The sequence below is a fragment of the Variovorax sp. JS1663 genome, from assembly GCF_002157355.1.
GTDB lineage: Bacteria > Pseudomonadota > Gammaproteobacteria > Burkholderiales > Burkholderiaceae_C > Variovorax.
Genome location: NZ_LYMK01000006.1, coordinates 150087 through 165180 on the forward strand (window position 1 = coordinate 150087; position 15094 = coordinate 165180).

The 15094-nt window shown below is 67.9% G+C and carries 14 protein-coding genes; 3 read left to right on the plus strand and 11 right to left on the minus strand.

Annotation, left to right across the window (positions count from 1 at the left end):
* Positions 1 to 5: 5 nt before the first annotated feature.
* The 5 genes from A8M77_RS07845 to A8M77_RS07865 all read right to left on the minus strand — a co-directional run bounded on the left by A8M77_RS07845 (position 6) and on the right by A8M77_RS07865 (position 5988).
* Positions 6 to 653, minus strand: a complete 648-nt coding sequence (locus tag A8M77_RS07845; protein ID WP_086920994.1) for a sulfite oxidase heme-binding subunit YedZ — start codon at positions 651 to 653, stop codon at positions 6 to 8.
* Positions 654 to 666: 13 nt separating this feature from the next.
* Complete coding sequence (gene msrP / locus A8M77_RS07850) at positions 667 to 1665, minus strand: protein-methionine-sulfoxide reductase catalytic subunit MsrP (protein ID WP_086920995.1); 999 nt, start codon at positions 1663 to 1665, stop codon at positions 667 to 669.
* Positions 1666 to 1761: 96 nt separating this feature from the next.
* Positions 1762 to 3078 carry a c-type cytochrome biogenesis protein CcsB gene (gene ccsB, locus A8M77_RS07855; protein ID WP_086920996.1) on the minus strand — a complete coding sequence of 439 codons (1317 nt, stop codon included), beginning with the start codon at positions 3076 to 3078 and terminating at the stop codon, positions 1762 to 1764.
* Positions 3075 to 5207: a cytochrome c biogenesis protein ResB gene (locus A8M77_RS07860; protein ID WP_086920997.1), complete on the minus strand. Its 2133-nt coding sequence runs from the start codon at positions 5205 to 5207 to the stop codon at positions 3075 to 3077. The genes ccsB and A8M77_RS07860 overlap by 4 nt, the downstream gene beginning before the upstream one ends.
* Before the next feature lie 103 nt (positions 5208 to 5310).
* Entirely contained in the window at positions 5311 to 5988 is a 678-nt protein-coding gene (locus A8M77_RS07865) for a c-type cytochrome (protein ID WP_086920998.1), read from the minus strand.
* Between the two features lie 74 nt (positions 5989 to 6062).
* Here A8M77_RS07865 and yihA point away from each other — a divergent pair, with 74 nt between their 5' ends.
* Entirely contained in the window at positions 6063 to 6800 is a 738-nt protein-coding gene (gene yihA, locus A8M77_RS07870) for a ribosome biogenesis GTP-binding protein YihA/YsxC (RefSeq protein WP_086920999.1), read from the plus strand.
* On the plus strand, positions 6797 to 7711 hold the full coding sequence (locus A8M77_RS07875) for an alpha/beta fold hydrolase (protein ID WP_086921000.1): 915 nt from the start codon (positions 6797 to 6799) through the stop codon (positions 7709 to 7711). Before yihA ends, A8M77_RS07875 begins: the two co-directional genes overlap by 4 nt.
* Here the strand turns inward: A8M77_RS07875 and A8M77_RS07880 are convergent.
* Together A8M77_RS07880 and A8M77_RS07885 are read right to left on the minus strand one after the other, a co-directional pair.
* Positions 7705 to 8589, minus strand: a complete 885-nt coding sequence (locus A8M77_RS07880) for a lysophospholipid acyltransferase family protein (RefSeq protein WP_086921001.1) — start codon at positions 8587 to 8589, stop codon at positions 7705 to 7707. The two genes, A8M77_RS07875 and A8M77_RS07880, sit on opposite strands and share 7 nt — an antisense overlap.
* Complete coding sequence (locus A8M77_RS07885; protein ID WP_086921002.1) at positions 8586 to 9473, minus strand: lysophospholipid acyltransferase family protein; 888 nt, start codon at positions 9471 to 9473, stop codon at positions 8586 to 8588. Before A8M77_RS07885 ends, A8M77_RS07880 begins: the two co-directional genes overlap by 4 nt.
* A gap of 180 nt (positions 9474 to 9653) precedes the next feature.
* Here A8M77_RS07885 and metK point away from each other — a divergent pair, with 180 nt between their 5' ends.
* Positions 9654 to 10835 (plus strand): methionine adenosyltransferase, encoded by a 1182-nt coding sequence (gene metK / locus A8M77_RS07890; protein WP_086921003.1) that lies wholly within the window; start codon positions 9654 to 9656, stop codon positions 10833 to 10835.
* On the opposite strand, the gene A8M77_RS07895 is transcribed toward metK, so the two are convergent.
* The 4 genes from A8M77_RS07895 to A8M77_RS07910 all read right to left on the minus strand — a co-directional run bounded on the left by A8M77_RS07895 (position 10832) and on the right by A8M77_RS07910 (position 15076).
* Positions 10832 to 11461: a phosphoribosyltransferase gene (locus A8M77_RS07895; protein ID WP_086921004.1), complete on the minus strand. Its 630-nt coding sequence runs from the start codon at positions 11459 to 11461 to the stop codon at positions 10832 to 10834. The two genes, metK and A8M77_RS07895, sit on opposite strands and share 4 nt — an antisense overlap.
* A 28-nt stretch (positions 11462 to 11489) precedes the next feature.
* Positions 11490 to 13610 (minus strand): TonB-dependent receptor family protein, encoded by a 2121-nt coding sequence (locus A8M77_RS07900; protein WP_086921005.1) that lies wholly within the window; start codon positions 13608 to 13610, stop codon positions 11490 to 11492.
* 75 nt (positions 13611 to 13685) lie between these two features.
* Positions 13686 to 13892 (minus strand): hypothetical protein, encoded by a 207-nt coding sequence (locus A8M77_RS07905; protein WP_086921006.1) that lies wholly within the window; start codon positions 13890 to 13892, stop codon positions 13686 to 13688.
* Complete coding sequence (locus A8M77_RS07910; protein ID WP_086921007.1) at positions 13889 to 15076, minus strand: PepSY-associated TM helix domain-containing protein; 1188 nt, start codon at positions 15074 to 15076, stop codon at positions 13889 to 13891. Before A8M77_RS07910 ends, A8M77_RS07905 begins: the two co-directional genes overlap by 4 nt.
* Between the last annotated feature and the right edge of the window lie 18 nt (positions 15077 to 15094).

Sequence of the window (15094 nt, forward strand, 5' to 3'; positions counted from 1 at the left end):
CGGCCTCACTTGCTCATCTGCACACGCCCGGCCGGCGACGGCCGAGGCGCGCTCTTCCTGTTCCGCGCGAAATTCCAGACACGCCATCCCAGCAGCACCGCCAGGATCGCGGCGTAGACGAACACCTCCGCGAAGTTGTTCTTGCCAGCGCGCATCCAGAAGAAGTGCAGCAGCCCCAGGCCGGCGATCAGGTAGACCAGCTTGTGCAGCGTCTGCCAGCGCTTCGCGCCCAGTGCCTTGATCGCGCGATTGAACGACGTGGCCGCCAGCGGCGTGAGCAGCACGAAGGCGCTGAAGCCCACCAGGATGAAGGGGCGCTTGGCGATGTCCTTGGCGATCTCCGGAATGTCGAAGCCCATGTCGAACAGGCTGTAGCTCAGCAGGTGGACGACGACATAGAAGTACGCGAAGAGGCCCAGCATGCGCCGGAAGCGCGCCAGTGCATTGATCTTGAAGATCACGCGCAGCGGCGTGACCGCCAGCACGATGCAGATGAAGCGCAGGGTCCAGTCGCCCGTCGAACGGATGAGGTACTCGGCCGGATTGGCGCCGAGCCCGTCGGTGAACGCGCCATAGGCCAGCCATGCAAAGGGCAGCAGGGAAAGGATGAACACCAGTGGTTTGGCAGCCGGGTGCAGCAGCAGCTTGTTCATGGCCAGGCCCGGCTCAGTAGAACTTCTTGAGGTCCATGCCGGCGTAGAGCTGGCCGACCTGCGGCTCGTAGCCATTGAACATCAAGGTCTTGTTCCGCTTGGCGAACAGCCCCGAGCCATCGCCGATGCGCCGCTCGGTCGCCTGGCTCCAGCGCGGATGGTCGACATTCGGGTTGACGTTCGAATAGAAGCCATACTCCTGCGCCGCCGCCTTGTTCCAGGCGGTCCCCGGCTCCTTCTCGACGAAGCGGATCTTCACGATCGACTTGCCGCTCTTGAAGCCGTACTTCCACGGCACCACGATGCGCACCGGTGCACCGTTCTGGTTGGGCAGCACCTCGCCGTACATGCCGAAGGTCAGCAACGTGAGGGGATGCATGGCCTCATCCATGCGCAGCCCTTCCACGTAAGGCCAATCCAGCACGCGCGAACCCACGAAGGGCATGGTCTTGGGATCGGCCAGGGTGACGAATTCGACGTACTTGGCGCTGCCCTGCGGCTCCACCCGCTTGATGAGCTCGGCCAGCGAATAGCCGACCCAGGGGATCACCATCGACCAGCCCTCGACGCAGCGTAGGCGGTAGATGCGCTCTTCCTGCGCGCTGAGCTTGACCAGGTCCTCGATGCCGTACTTGCCCGGCTTCTTGACCAGCCCCTCGACCTCGACGGTCCACGGCCGGGTCTTCAGGGTACCGGCGTTCTTGACCGGGTCGCCCTTGTCGGTGCCGAACTCGTAGTAGTTGTTGTAGCTCGTGGCGTCCTTGTAGTCGGTGAGCTTCTCCATGGTCTGCGCACCGGCCACCGCCGACTTCTCGCCCTTCAACGCAGCCAGCTTGCCGGGCGCGACGGCCTGCGCCAGCGCATCGCGGGCAGCCCAGGAAGCGAGCGCCGCACCGGCCACGCCGCCGGCCAGCAGCTTGAGCATGTCGCGCCGGCCTTCGTAGGCGGCGCGTGGCGTGATCTCGCTGGACCGCGGGTGGATGAAGCCGGAATCATCGGAACGAATCAACATGGATCGCCTTTCAGCTGTTTTGTCGTACTGGAATCAGTTCGTTCCCAGTGCTGATTCGGTTACGCGACGGATGTTCCGGCGGATTCACCCGCCCCGTTACAAGGTGCCGTAGCTGTGCAGCCCGCTCAGGAACATGTTGACGCCCAGGAAGGCGAACGTGGTCACCGCCAGCCCGGCCAAGGCCCACCAGGCGGCCACGGTGCCGCGCAGCCCCTTGACCAGCCGCATGTGCAGCCAGGCCGCGTAATTGAGCCAGACGATCAGCGCCCAAGTCTCCTTCGGGTCCCAGCTCCAGTAGCCGCCCCAGGCATCGGCCGCCCACAGCGCGCCCAGCACGGTGGCGATGGTGAAGAAGGCGAAGCCGACGGTGATCGACTTGTACATCACGTCATCCAGCACCTCGTTGGCCGGCAGCCGCGCCGCGATGCGCCGGCGGCCCAGCAAGATGCCCGCCGCAATCACGGCCGAGATGGCCGCGTAGACGAGCCAGTAGCTGCCGCCGGCCTCCTGCGCACGCTGGCGGAAGGCCACCGGCACGAAGCACAGCGCCACGCCCAGCAGCCACATGGGCGTGAGCCGGTACCAGCGTGTCTCCTGCGCCTGTTCCTTGATGAGGTAGGCGAAGGCCACCATGGCCGCCAGCGCGAAGGTGCCGTAGCCGATGAAGTTGGCCGGCACGTGCAGCTTCATCCACCAGCTCTGGAGGGCCGGCACCAAGGGCTGGATCTCGTGGGCCTCGCGCACCAGCGTGTACCAGAGCAGGAAGCCGACCGCCGCGCTCACCACCAGCATGACGAAGGCACCCAAGGCGCGCGTACCGTAGCGCGACTCGTAGTACAGGTAGAAGGTTGCCGTCAGCCAGCAGAAGAGCACGAAGACCTCGTAGAGGTTGCTGACGGGGATATGGCCGATGTCCGGGCCGAGCTGGTGGCTCTCGTACCAGCGCACCATGGTGCCGATCAGCGCCATCGTGACCGCGGCCCAGGCCAGGCGGGAACCGATCAGGTCCATGGTGTCGGCCTGTTTGCCGCTGAAGAAGCCGATCCAGTAGAACAGCGTGCTCATGAAGAAGAGCACGCTCATCCAGAGGATGGCCGACTGGCTGGAGAGGAAGTACTTGAGCCAGAACACCTGCTCCGCACGCGCCAGGTCGCCCTGGTAGGACACGATGCCCAGCAGCGCCGCCGCGGCCACCACGATCGCCAGCACGCGCAATGGCCGCCAGAACCAGCCGAGCCAGATGGCGAAGGGCATCGCCCCCAGCAGGATGACTTTCTCGTAGATGTCCATCGCCCCGGCGTAGCGCGAGAAGGCGGACAGCCCGCCGGCCAGCACCAGCACGGCGAACACCCAGTCGAAGGCGTTGCGGCGCGAGCGCCAGCTGTCGTGGAGCGTGAGGGTCGTGGTGCTCATGATGCACTGTCCTTTCGGAGGGCGAGCAGCCGGTCTTTCAGGCGCTCGAATTCGCGGTCGCTGTCGATGGTCTTGCGGTTGACCGAGAAGGCCATGGTGGCCTCGGTGCCACCCCCCTTCGCATCCTTGGCCAGCCACACCCAGAGCCTGCGCTCGCGCACGTAGAGCATGGCAAAAATGCCCACGATCAGCAACAGGCAGCCTAGGTAGACGATGTTCTTGCCAGGGGCACGGGCGACCTGGAACACGCTGGCCTGCACCTGCTGGAAGTCGGTCAGCATCATCGCCACCGGCGCCGGATAGAAGTAGGAGTCGCTCAGGGCCAGCACGGCCTGGGTCAGGAAGGTCTGCGTCTTGTCATCGGCCGGCAGCACGGCCAGGCTCGCCTTCTCGCGGCTGAGGTTCAACACCTCGTACAGCACGTCGTTGAGGATGCGCACCAGCACGGCCCCGGCCCGCTCGCGCTCGGCCTCGGGCACGTTGGCCTCCATGAACTCGGCGATCGCCTGCCAGCCGCCGCTGCTCACCGCATCTGCCTTGGCCCGCTCGGCGCCGGCGAAGAGGGCCAGCGCCCGGCCGGCCGAGATGCGCAGCTGCTGGGCCAGCTCGGGCCGCTTCGGGTCGGTGGTGCGCGCGATGTAGCGCTCGATCGCGCGGGTGCGCATGTCGGCGTCGGCCAGGGCGGCGCGCATGCGAACGAAGCCGTCCATCGAACCCTGGTCATCAGCCGGCACGCGCAGGTAGCGGAAGGGCTCCTCCGGCCGCTCCCGCATGCCGAGCAGGAACACCGGCTGGCCGTCGCCGGTGTCCACCGGCACCATGTAGTTCTGGTACTCGCGCGCCTGACCGGCCGCGTCGCGCAGTTTGTAGCCGATGCTCGGGCCGATGTTGCGCAGCACCTTGGGCTTGTTCGTCTTGTTGGCCGCGCCCAGACGCGATTCGATGTCGCTCCGGAGGTCGACCTTGCGCACGTCGGCGCCGCTGGTCAGCGCGCCGGCATCGCCGAAGTTCTCGACATTGATCACGCGCAGCGCCGTGTATTCCAGCGTCAGCCGCTCGGTGCCGTTGGTGATTTCGGCGCTGTTGCCGATGACGCCCTCGAGCTCGAAGGACTTGGCTGCCGCCCCCATGGGCACGGCCTTGAGCTTCACGCTGGAGCCGCCGTCGTCGAAACTGGACTGGTAGATCTCGATGCCCTTGTAGCTCGCGGGGTGGTTCACCTCGATGCGCGCCGGCACCTGCCGCCCGGTCTCGCGGTCGTGCAGCACCACTTCGCTGGCGAACAGCTTGGGCATGCCGGTCGCGTAGTAGTCGACGATGAACTTCTTGAGCTCGATGGAGAAGGGCAACTCCTGCAGCAGCACCCCGTCGGACTGGATGAGGATCGCGACGCTGCCCTGCCCGCCCTCCGGCACGAGGATGTTGCCGCGGAAGGTGGGATTGTTCGGCGACAGCCGGTGCTGCGGCGCCACGTCGGCGATCAGGCCACCGCCGGTGTAGACGCTCTTTCCGTTGAACCAGGTCTGGGCCCGCACGATCAGGTCGCCGTCGAACAGCCCACCCAGGCACACCAGGACGATGGCGCCGTGCGCCGCGATGTAGCCCAGCTTGTGCGCGCCGCCCGCCCGAGCCGCCACCATCCAGCCATCGCCGTCGCGGTGCTGCAGCTTGACCTTCCAGCCGCCGCCGGCGAGCAGCTGGCCGATGCGGTTGGCCGCGCCGTCCGGCGTCTCCTGGAGCACCGTCTCGGCACGCTGACCGAAGGCCCGCAGGCTCTGGACGCGGATGCTTTCCTTGTAGTTCTTCAGGTCGGCGAAGATGCGCGGCGTGTTGCGTGCAATGCACAGCGAGGTGCTGACCACCAGGAAGGCCAGGATCAGCAGGAACCACCAGGCGCTGTAGATCGAATCGAGCCGGGCCGCGCGGAACACCTCGGCCCAGAAGGGCCCGAACTGGTTGATGTAGTTGTTGATGGGCTCGTGCTGCTTGAGCACGGTGCCGATGATGGACGCGATGCAGATGACCGTCAGCAGCGCGATCGCGAAGCGCATCGACGACAGCAGTTCCACCAGCGCGCGGACCGCATGGGGGCCGCTGCGGACGCGAAGGCCGTGGGTGAAGACTGACATGACGGGCGAGGGAGAAAGCAAAAAGGCGGGCCATCCTCCTTGGGATCGGCCCGCCCTGTTGGGGTTTGTTATCGGCGGTTAGTTCACGCGGAAAAGCGGGCGATCAGCGCAGGCCGGCGATGTAGTCGGACACCGCCTTGATCTCTCGGTCGTTGAGCTTGGCGGCCACGCCGTTCATCTGGGGGCTGTTCTGGCGTGTGCCGTCTCGGAACTGGTTCAACTGGGCCACGGTGTAGTCGGCATGCTGGCCGCCCAGGCGGGGGTACTGGGCCGGGATGCCGGCGCCGTTGGGGCTGTGGCAGCCGGCGCAGGCCGGGATCTGGCGGTCGCCGATGCCGCCGCGGTAGATCTTCTCGCCCAGCGCCACCAGGTCCTTCTCCTTCGAGAAGCCGGGCTTGACCTTCTTGGAGCCGACGAAATACGCCACGTTGCGCATGTCTTCCTCGGACAGGGCCGAGGCCAGCGGCTTCATGATCGCGCTCTTGCGCTTGCCGGACTTGAAGTCCTGCAGCTGCTTGAGGATGTATTCGGGGTGCTGTTGCGCCAGCTTGGGATTGGCCGCGATGGCCGAGTTGCCGTCCGCGTTGTGGCACGAAGCGCAGCTCTGGCTGTTGGCCGGGGTGTTGTTGAAGAGGGTGTCGCCCTTGGCGGGATCGGGCCTGGCGACCTTGGCAGGTGCCGCTGCGGCAGCCGGCTTGCTCTCCGGATCGTCGGCCGCGAAGCTGGCGCTGGCGGCGGCGCCCACGAGGGCTGCAAGCAGGAAACGGGCAAACAACTTCATATCGGGGGCTTGGGATTGATGGCGCAAAACCTGGCGATTCTACAATGTGACGCCCCGTGACCGAGGCGCCACCGATGACCGCTCCGAGCCGCAAGCCGGCCCCCTCCTATCCCCGCAAGGCGGCCGCCGATGGCGCTACCGCCGAGAGCATGCGCGCCGCACGCGGCTGGCTGCACACCGCGCATTTCCTCACCAGCGCCCCCCAACTGGAGCACTTGCCTCCGCTCGGCCTGCCCGAGATCGCCTTCGTCGGGCGCTCCAACGCCGGCAAGTCCACCGCCATCAACACCCTGACGCAGCAGACGCGCCTGGCCTTCGCCTCCAAGACGCCGGGCCGCACCCAGCACATCAACCTGTTCGGCGTCGGCCGGCAGAAGGTGGACGACGCCGTACTGGCCGACCTGCCCGGCTACGGCTACGCGGCCGTGCCGCGCGAGGCCAAGCTGCGCTGGCAGCGCGTGATGGGCAATTACCTGATGACGCGCGACAGCCTGCGCGGCGTGGTCCTGCTGTGCGACCCGCGCCATGGCCTGACCGAGCTCGACGAGATCCTGCTGGAGGTGATCCGCCCGCGGGTCGAGCAGGGCCTGAAGTTCCTCGTGCTGCTGACCAAGGCCGACAAGCTCTCCCGCGCCGAGGGCGCCAAGGCGCTGTCGATTGCGCGACTGCAGGCCGGCGGCGGCGAGGTCAAACTCTTCTCAGCCTTGAAACAACAGGGAGTGGACGAAACGGCCGAACTGCTGTGGCGCTGGACCCATCCGCAGGACGAGCCGGCCGCCGAACCGACGGAAGAAGGAGACAACCCCTCATGATCCAGACCTTTGCCCGCGCGCTGCCCAACGGCACGACGCTCAGCTGCCGCGCCGCCGGCGAGTCCGGCCGCCCCTTGATGGTCTTCCTGCACGGCTTCCCGGAGGCCGCCTTCATCTGGGACGCGCTGCTCGAGCACTTCAGCCAGCCCGAGCATGGCGGCTTTCGCTGCGTGGCACCCAACCTGCGCGGCTTCGAGAAGTCCAGTTCGCCCAGCGAGGTGTCGGCCTACCGCGCCCACCTGCTGATCCAGGACATCGAGCAGCTCGCCCAGAGCGAGCGCGCGGACGGCCGCATCGAGGTGCTGGTGGCGCACGACTGGGGCGGCGCCTTCGGCTGGGGCTACGGCAACCAGCATGCGGACAAGCTGGGCCGGCTGGTGATCATCAACTCGCCGCACCCGGGCACCTTCATGCGCGAGCTGCGCGACAACCCGGCCCAGCAGGCCGCCAGCATGTACATGAACTTCCTGGCGCGACCCGACGCCGAGGCGCTGCTCTCGGCCGACGACTACAAGCGCCTGTGGCTGTCGTTCACCCAGATGAAGGCCGGGCCCGAGGGCTACGGCTGGCTGACCGAGGAAGTCAAGAACAAGTACCGCGAGGTGTGGGACCATGGCCTCACCGGTGCCTGCAACCTCTACCGCGTCACGCCGATGAAGCCGGCCATCCCCGGACAGCCGGCCGTCGAGTTCCCTGAGCTGTCGCGCGATCGGCTGGTGGTGGAGGTGCCCACCTTCGTCTTCTGGGCGCTGGACGACGCGGCACTGCTGCCAGGCCTGCTCGAGGGCCTGGAGGACTACGTGCCGAAGCTCGATCTCAAGAAGGTGCCCGACGCCACCCATTGGATCGTCCATGAGCAGCCGCAGTACGTGGCCGGCGAGATCGAGGCCTTCATCGCGCGGACTCAGTAGACGGGCGCCGCGCCCTCGGGGCGTGTCTTGAAGCGCCGGTGCACCCAGTAATACTGCGAGGGCATGGTGTCGATGTAGCTTTGCAGGCGCTCGTTCATCAGCGCCGTGTCGGCCACCACGTCCTCGGTCGGGAAGTCAGCCCAGGCGGGCAGCACCTCGATCTCGTAGCCGGTGGGCGTCAGCTTGGAGACCACCGGCACCACTTTGGCCCGCCCGAGCCGGGCGAAGCGCGACAGCGAAGGCACGGTGGCGGCCGGCACGCCGTAGAAAGGCACGAAGACCGTCTGGTCCCGGCCGAAGTCCATGTCGGGCAGGAGGTACAGCAGTCCGCCCTTGCGCAGCCCGGCAATGATCGGCTTGATGCCGTCGACCCGGTTCAGCGTGATCACGTTGCCGAAGCGCTTGCGGCCTTCCCGAATCCACGCGTCCACCATCGGGTCGCGCTGCGTGGTGTAGATGGTGGTGGAGGGCCGCGCCGTGTGCATGGTCAGCGCGGTGGCGGCCGCGTCGAGCCCATAGAAATGCGGCGCGAACAGGATCATCGGCTCGGTGCCGTTGGCGATCTCGTGGATCTCGGCGGCGGCGCCCTTCACCGTGAGGCGGGCCGCCACGGTGGCCTCGGGTGCATGCCAGAGCCAGCCGCGGTCCAGCCAGGACTGCGCCACGTAGACGAAGGTCTCGCGCGCGATGCGGCGCCGCTCGGCGGCCGTTTTCTCGGGGAAGCACAGCGCCAGGTTGGCGTCCACCACCCGCCGGCGCGACGCGGCGACGCTGTGGAGCACATGGCCCATGAAGGCGCCGAAGCCCCGCACCGCAGGTAGCGGCACATGAGCCAGCGCACGCATGAAAGCGATGCCGATCTGGGAGGAAAGGCTCATGACGACACCTCGGCCACAACCGCCGCTTCCCCGCGCGGCTGTTTGTAGCGCGCGTAGTCCCAGACGTACTGCCCCGGAAGCGCGTGGATCAGCGCGGCGATGCCTTCGTTCATGGCAGTCGCGGCGGCCTCGGGTGTGGCCTTCGGATCGCCGAGGGCAGTGCCGTCGAACGGCGTCAGGCGGATGGCATAGCCGGCGCCGCGCGGCAGCCGCTCGCACACGCCGAAGAAGACGCGCGCCCCGGTCTGCTGCGCGAGGCGCGGCAGCAGGGTCATGGTATAGGCCGGCCGCCCGAGGAAGGGCGCCCACACGCCCTGCCCCAACGGCGGCACCTGATCCGGCAGGATGCCGGTGTAGCCGCCCTGGCGCAGCGTGCGGATCAGCCCGCGCACGCCAGCCACGCTGGTGGGCAGGGTCTGCAGGCCGCGCCGGTCGCGCGAGCCGGAGGCAAGGAGCTCTGCCATCCACTTCTTGCGGTGCGGCCTGAACAACGCGGTGATCGGGCCGTAGCTGCCGACGAAGCGCTCGCCGAGCGCCTGGCCCAGGATTTCCCAGCAGCCGATGTGCGGCGAGGCGATGATCACGCCCCTGCGCGCCGCCAGCGCCGCCTCCAGTTCGTCCACACCCTCCCAGCGGGCAATGCGCGGAAGCACGCTCTCGTCCTGCGGCCGCGCCCACAGCCAGGGCAACTCCGCCGCCATCGCGCCCGCCGCGCCGATGGCCGGGCGGTATTGCTCGGGCGTGAAGCCGGCGCGCTCGGCGTTGTCCCTGAAGCGCTGGCGGTAGGTGGGCGAGCCCCACCACACGAGCCAGCCCAGGCAGCGGCCGGCGGCCTGCATCCAGCGCAGCGGCACACGGGCGAGCAATCGAAACAGAAAGATCATCCAGACGGAGGGGGTGAAAACCAGGCGCGCGCGCAGGGTACAGCGCGGCTCGAATAGAATGCAAATTGTCGCTGAGTTATGGAACTACTTGCAGGGCGACGTTAAACATCACTGCTAAAGCGTTCGCCAGGCTCCCGACGGATTGGCAACGCGTCAATTCAACTACTGGAGTTTCATCGAATGGCGAACGACTTTCTCTTCACTTCCGAATCGGTTTCCGAGGGCCATCCCGACAAGGTCGCGGACCAGATCTCGGATGCCATCCTCGACGCGATCTTCGAGCAGGACCCGCGCAGCCGCGTGGCCGCCGAGACACTGACCAACACCGGCCTGGTAGTCCTGGCCGGCGAGATCACCACCAACGCGCACGTCGACTACATCCAGGTCGCGCGCGACACCATCAAGCGCATCGGCTACGACAACACCGACTACGGCATCGACTACAAGGGCTGCGCGGTCATGGTCTGCTACGACAAGCAGTCCAACGACATCGCCCAGGGCGTGGACCACGCGAGCGACGACCACCTGAACACCGGCGCCGGCGACCAGGGCCTGATGTTCGGCTATGCCTGCGACGAGACGCCCGAGCTGATGCCCGCGCCGATCTACTACGCCCACCGCCTGGTGGAGCGCCAGGCCCAGCTGCGCAAGGACGGCCGCCTGCCCTTTCTGCGTCCCGATGCCAAGAGCCAGGTCACGATGCGCTACGTGGACGGCAAGCCGCACAGCATCGACACCGTGGTGCTCTCCACCCAGCATCACCCCGACCAGAGCGAGACGCCGACCAAGATGAAGGCCTCGTTCAACGAAGCCATCATCGAGGAGATCATCAAGCCCGTGCTCCCCAAGGAGTGGCTGAAGGAAACGAAGTACCTGATCAACCCGACCGGCCGCTTCGTCATCGGCGGCCCGCAGGGCGACTGCGGCCTCACCGGCCGCAAGATCATCGTCGACACCTACGGCGGCGCCTGCCCGCACGGCGGTGGCGCGTTCTCGGGCAAGGACCCGAGCAAGGTGGACCGTTCGGCCGCCTACGCCGCGCGCTACGTGGCCAAGAACATCGTGGCCGCCGGCCTGGCGCGCCAGTGCCAGATCCAGGTCGCTTATGCGATCGGCGTGGCGCGCCCGATGAACGTGACGGTCTACACCGAGGGCACCGGCAAGATCTCCGACGAGAAGATCGCCGCCCTGGTGCAGGAGCATTTCGACCTGCGTCCCAAGGGCATCATCCAGATGCTGGACCTGCTGCGGCCGATCTACGGCAAGACCGCGGCCTACGGCCACTTCGGCCGTGAAGAGCCCGAATTCAGCTGGGAGCGCACCGACAAGGCGGCGGTGCTGCGCGCGGCCGCCGGCCTCTAAGCCTTCGCGAGGAGTTCGCGCACCTCTTCATCGCTGGTCTGCGCGAAGTCTTCGTACCAGAGGCCGACCGCACGGAACTGTTTGGGCACGTGGACGCAGACCACCTCGTCGGCCACGGCCTCCAGCAGTTGCACCGCCTCCACGGAGGCGACCGGCGCGCCCACCACGATGCGCTGGGCCTGCATCGCACGCGCGGCGAGCACGGCCGCATGCATGGTCGCGCCGGTAGCGAGTCCGTCATCCACCAGGATGGCCACGCGCCCGGACAGCAGGAGCGGCGGGCGCGCCCCACGGTAGAGGCGCTCGCGCCGGGCCAGCTCGGCTTGCTCGCGTGCCATCACCTCTGCGACGGCAGCGTCCGGGACCGGGCACATCGGCGAGATGTCGGACATGACGCGCACGCCGCCCGGGCCGATCGCGCCCATCGCGAACTCTTCCTGGCCCGGATAGCCGAGCTTGCGCACCACCAGCACGTCCAACGGCGCCAGCAGGGCCTGGGCGACCTGCCAGGCCACGGGTACGCCGCCGCGCGGCAACCCGAGCACCAGGACCTCGCGCCGTCCGTGCCAGGCGGCCAGCCTGAGAGCGAGCGCACGGCCCGCTTCGTATCGATCCCTGAATTCCATCGGCGCTCCTTGGCTTGCGAGCGGGAATTCAGAAACGATACGCCGCCCCCATGCCGAGCGTCCAGTTGCGGCCCAAGGCCGGCTCGAAGTAGCGGGCATTGCCTTCGTTGACGATCACCGAGCCGACGTAACGGCGGTCGAACAGGTTGTCGACGCGCACGAAGGCATTGAAGTCCCAGCGATCCCAGCGCCGGACGTAGCCGGCGTACAGCGAGGCCACCGCATAGCCCGGCGCGCGGGCATTGTTGCGGTCGTTGGCGGCAATCTTGCCGAGCGCTCGCAGTTCGGCGCCGGCGCGCCAGCCCTCCGGCGGCACCCAGCCGTAGGAGGCATAAAGTGCATGCTCGGCGATGCCCGGGATGCGGTTGCCCGCTGGCACCGTGTTGCCGGTGCTGCAGAGCGAAGGCGAGCAAAAGGCATCGCGGTAACGCGCGTCGAGCCAGGTGTAGGCCAGCTGCGTGCGCCAATGGTCGGCGGTCTCATGCTGCCAGGCGAGCTCGAAGCCGTCGCGCTTCGTCCGACCAGCGTTCTGGAAGGTCGCCCGGCCGCCGACGTTGGTATTGGTCACGATCTCGTCACGCGTGCGGGTCTGGAACAGGGCCGCGGTGAGCAGTCCGCCGCCGACACGCGCCTTGGCGCCGACCTCGACGCTGGTGTTGACCGAAGGCTGCAGCGCGAAGTTGAGCCCGCCGATGCCGTCGGCACGGTAGGACAGCTCGTTGAGCGTGGGCGTCTCGAAGCCGCGCCCGGCGGAGGCATAGAACGCCAGGTCCTGCGTGGCCTGGAAGCGGAGCGAGGCCACGGGCAGCGTCTTGCGATAGCGCGCGCTGCCGCTGTCATCGCGGTTCGCGCCGACGATGTAGCGGTCGTGGGAGGAGAAGCGCACGTTGCTGCGGCGCACGCCGGCCTCCAGCGTCCAGCGTTCGGCGAAGCGCCAGGAGCCCTGCACGTAGGGGTCGAGGTTGCGCACTTCATTGCGCTCTTCACGGCGCAGCCGGCCCTGCACGCCCAGGGCGCGCGGCGCGGTGGCGTTGCCATAGAAGTTCTCGAAGCCGCGGCGCTTCTCGCGCAGGCTGTCGTAGGCCAGGCCCGCGACCAGGTCGAAGGGCCGCTCGGCCAGCGCCAGCTTGGCACTCCATCGCAGGTCCAGTCCGCCGTAGTCGCGCGCCAGGTCGATCACGCCGCCGGCATGCAGCGGGTTCGCCTGCGCGGCGGGTGGGATGGACTGGTACTGCACGGTGCTGCGCTGGCCGCCGTAGACCATCAGGCGCAGCGCGTTGCGGGCGTCGATGCTGCGTTCGTAGGTCAAGCCCAGCTGCTGCTGGTCCACCGTCTTGCGCGTGTCGAACTGGGTGGCCAGGTCGGCGCCCCGCGGGTTGAGCGCGTACTGCTCTGCCGACAGGCCCAGCGGGTCCTGCGCGAACAGGTGCACGCTGTTGAAGACCAGGGTCAGCTTGCTGCCGTCGTCCAGCCGGAAGCCCAGCCTGCCGTTCTGGATCTCGCGGTCCGCCGCGCTGTGCTCGCGCCAGCCATCGGTGTGGAAGCGGCTGGCGCTCAGGGTGTAGTCAACCGCGCCCGACGAGCCGGTGAGCTTGCTGCCCACGCGCCACGTGCCGAAGCTGCCGCCGGCCACCGAGAAGCCCAGCATGGGCGGGCCCTCGCCCTGCTCGGTGAAGACCTGCACCGCGCCGCCCGAGGAATTGCCGTAGAGCGCCGAGAAGGGCCCGCGCAGGATCTCCACCCTGTCCGCCGAGCCGATGTCGATGTTCGAGGTCTGGCCCTGGCCGTCGGGCAGCGTGGCCGGGATGCCGTCGACGTACAGCCGCACGCCGCGCACGCCGAAGGTCGAGCGCGCCCCGAAGCCGCGAATGGAGAGTTGCAGGTCCTGCGCGTAATTCTGGCGGTTCTGCACCTGCAGGCCCGGCACCGGGCCCAGACTCTCGGACAGGTTGACCTGCAGGCGCGCATCGCGCATCTCGCCGCCTTCCACCCGATCGACCGAGCCCGGCACGTCGAAGGGTCGCACCTCGCCGCGCGGGGTGGAGACCGTCACCTCGCGCAGCGTGGCGGTCGACGTGGCATCCTGGGCCTGGACAGCACAGGAGGCAGCGGCCGCCAGCAGGCCGGCGGTGGCGAGGGAGGAGTTCATCGCCGTGATTCTGCTGCCAGCACCGTCTGTGACGCGGCGGGGCAAGACCCTATGGCGCAGACCGCGCGGCCGAAACTAATGAGGCTGGGACGACGACTGGCGCGGACGCCAGCCGTACCAGATGCAGACACCCACGGGGACTCCCAGCGCGACCCAGGCCACTGCGTCGCCCAGGCCACCGTCACTGAACAGCGCGGACACCAGGCCGACGGCGGTGAGCACGCCCATCACCAGGGGCCCGCCCCACAGGTGCCAGAAGGAATGGCGATGCTTCGTCGTCATGAGCCCGCCTTCGCAGTGGTCACGGCCGGGCGGCCGACGGCGCCGGGCGGCGCCGCGTGTCCGGCGTCCTCCGGCCGCGCGGCTGGCACCGTGTTGCCTCGCTTGAGCCACAGGTACAGCCCGCTGCCCAGCACGATGATGGTCGCGATGTCCAGCAGCGCCCAGATGATCTGCATCGGCATGCCGCCGTAGTCGCCGAAGTGCAGCGGCTGCGACACCAGCAGCGCCGTGAGGTACCACGGCAGCCTGGGGCTGGCGGTCGCCTCGTTGGTCTTCGCATCCACCAGCACCGGCTGCAGCAGCCGCGAGGTGAAGGGCTCGTTGCCGCGCAGGAACACCGTGTTGTGGTGAGGACTCGAGAAGGCCGTGCCCGGGAATGCGATGAAGGACACCTTCATGCCCGGGGCCTGCGCCAGTGCGACCTCCAGCGTGCGCTGCAGCGACGCACGCTCGGCCTTCGGGGTCTCGGGCTGCCCCTTGTAGGGCGCCAGCAGGCTGCTGAGCTGATCGTACTGCCAGTACTTGATCAGCAGGTCGGCCCAGGTGTTGATCATGCCGGTGGCGCCCACCGTGAAGGCCCACACCAGGGTCACGACGCCCAGCAGGTTGTGCAGGTCCAGCCACTTCAGGCGCGGCCGGCGTTCGCGCCGCACAGTGCCGAAGTCCAGCTTGCGCATGAAGGGCGCGTAGAGCACCACGCCACTGACGATCGCCACCAGCAGCAGCAAGCCCATGAAGCCCAGGAACAGCTTGCCCGGCAGGCCGGCGAACAGGTCCACGTGCAGCTTGAGCATCACCCACATGAAGCCTTCGTCGAACTTCGGCTGGGCCAGCACCTGGCCCGTGCGCGCGTCGACCGCCACGGACTTGAAGTCATCTGTCGGCGCGGGCGTGGGCGTGAGGGTGACGAACCAGAGGCCGTCGTCGTCCTCCGGCTGCGAGACGAACTGCACCACGCGCTCCGGATGCAGCGCGTGCGCCACCTCGATGACGCGGTCCAGGCTGGCGCGCGGCGTGCCGGCGGGCATCTTCGGGGCCTCGACCTCGGTGCCCAACAGGTGGCCGATCTCGTGGTGAAAGATCAGCGGCAGCCCCGTGATGCACAGCAGCAGCATGAAGACGGTGCAGACCAGGCTGCTCCACTTGTGCACCCAGGCCCAAGTCTTGATTTGTCGGCTGTTCATCGCGGTCACAGTCCAAAG

What these genes read in the sequence shown, in the direction of transcription:
- msrP (WP_086920995.1), bottom strand. Translation starts at nt 1,665, where the DNA reads ATGTTGATTCGTTCCGATGATTCCGGCTTCATCCACCCGCGGTCCAGC.
- A8M77_RS07865 (WP_086920998.1), bottom strand. Translation starts at nt 5,988, where the DNA reads ATGAAGTTGTTTGCCCGTTTCCTGCTTGCAGCCCTCGTGGGCGCCGCC.
- metK (WP_086921003.1), top strand. Translation starts at nt 9,654, where the DNA reads ATGGCGAACGACTTTCTCTTCACTTCCGAATCGGTTTCCGAGGGCCAT.
- A8M77_RS07875 (WP_086921000.1), top strand. Translation starts at nt 6,797, where the DNA reads ATGATCCAGACCTTTGCCCGCGCGCTGCCCAACGGCACGACGCTCAGC.
- A8M77_RS07885 (WP_086921002.1), bottom strand. Translation starts at nt 9,473, where the DNA reads ATGATCTTTCTGTTTCGATTGCTCGCCCGTGTGCCGCTGCGCTGGATG.
- A8M77_RS07900 (WP_086921005.1), bottom strand. Translation starts at nt 13,610, where the DNA reads ATGAACTCCTCCCTCGCCACCGCCGGCCTGCTGGCGGCCGCTGCCTCC.
- A8M77_RS07860 (WP_086920997.1), bottom strand. Translation starts at nt 5,207, where the DNA reads ATGTCAGTCTTCACCCACGGCCTTCGCGTCCGCAGCGGCCCCCATGCG.
- ccsB (WP_086920996.1), bottom strand. Translation starts at nt 3,078, where the DNA reads ATGAGCACCACGACCCTCACGCTCCACGACAGCTGGCGCTCGCGCCGC.
- A8M77_RS07880 (WP_086921001.1), bottom strand. Translation starts at nt 8,589, where the DNA reads ATGAGCCTTTCCTCCCAGATCGGCATCGCTTTCATGCGTGCGCTGGCT.
- A8M77_RS07910 (WP_086921007.1), bottom strand. Translation starts at nt 15,076, where the DNA reads ATGAACAGCCGACAAATCAAGACTTGGGCCTGGGTGCACAAGTGGAGC.
- A8M77_RS07905 (WP_086921006.1), bottom strand. Translation starts at nt 13,892, where the DNA reads ATGACGACGAAGCATCGCCATTCCTTCTGGCACCTGTGGGGCGGGCCC.
- A8M77_RS07845 (WP_086920994.1), bottom strand. Translation starts at nt 653, where the DNA reads ATGAACAAGCTGCTGCTGCACCCGGCTGCCAAACCACTGGTGTTCATC.
- yihA (WP_086920999.1), top strand. Translation starts at nt 6,063, where the DNA reads ATGACCGCTCCGAGCCGCAAGCCGGCCCCCTCCTATCCCCGCAAGGCG.
- A8M77_RS07895 (WP_086921004.1), bottom strand. Translation starts at nt 11,461, where the DNA reads ATGGAATTCAGGGATCGATACGAAGCGGGCCGTGCGCTCGCTCTCAGG.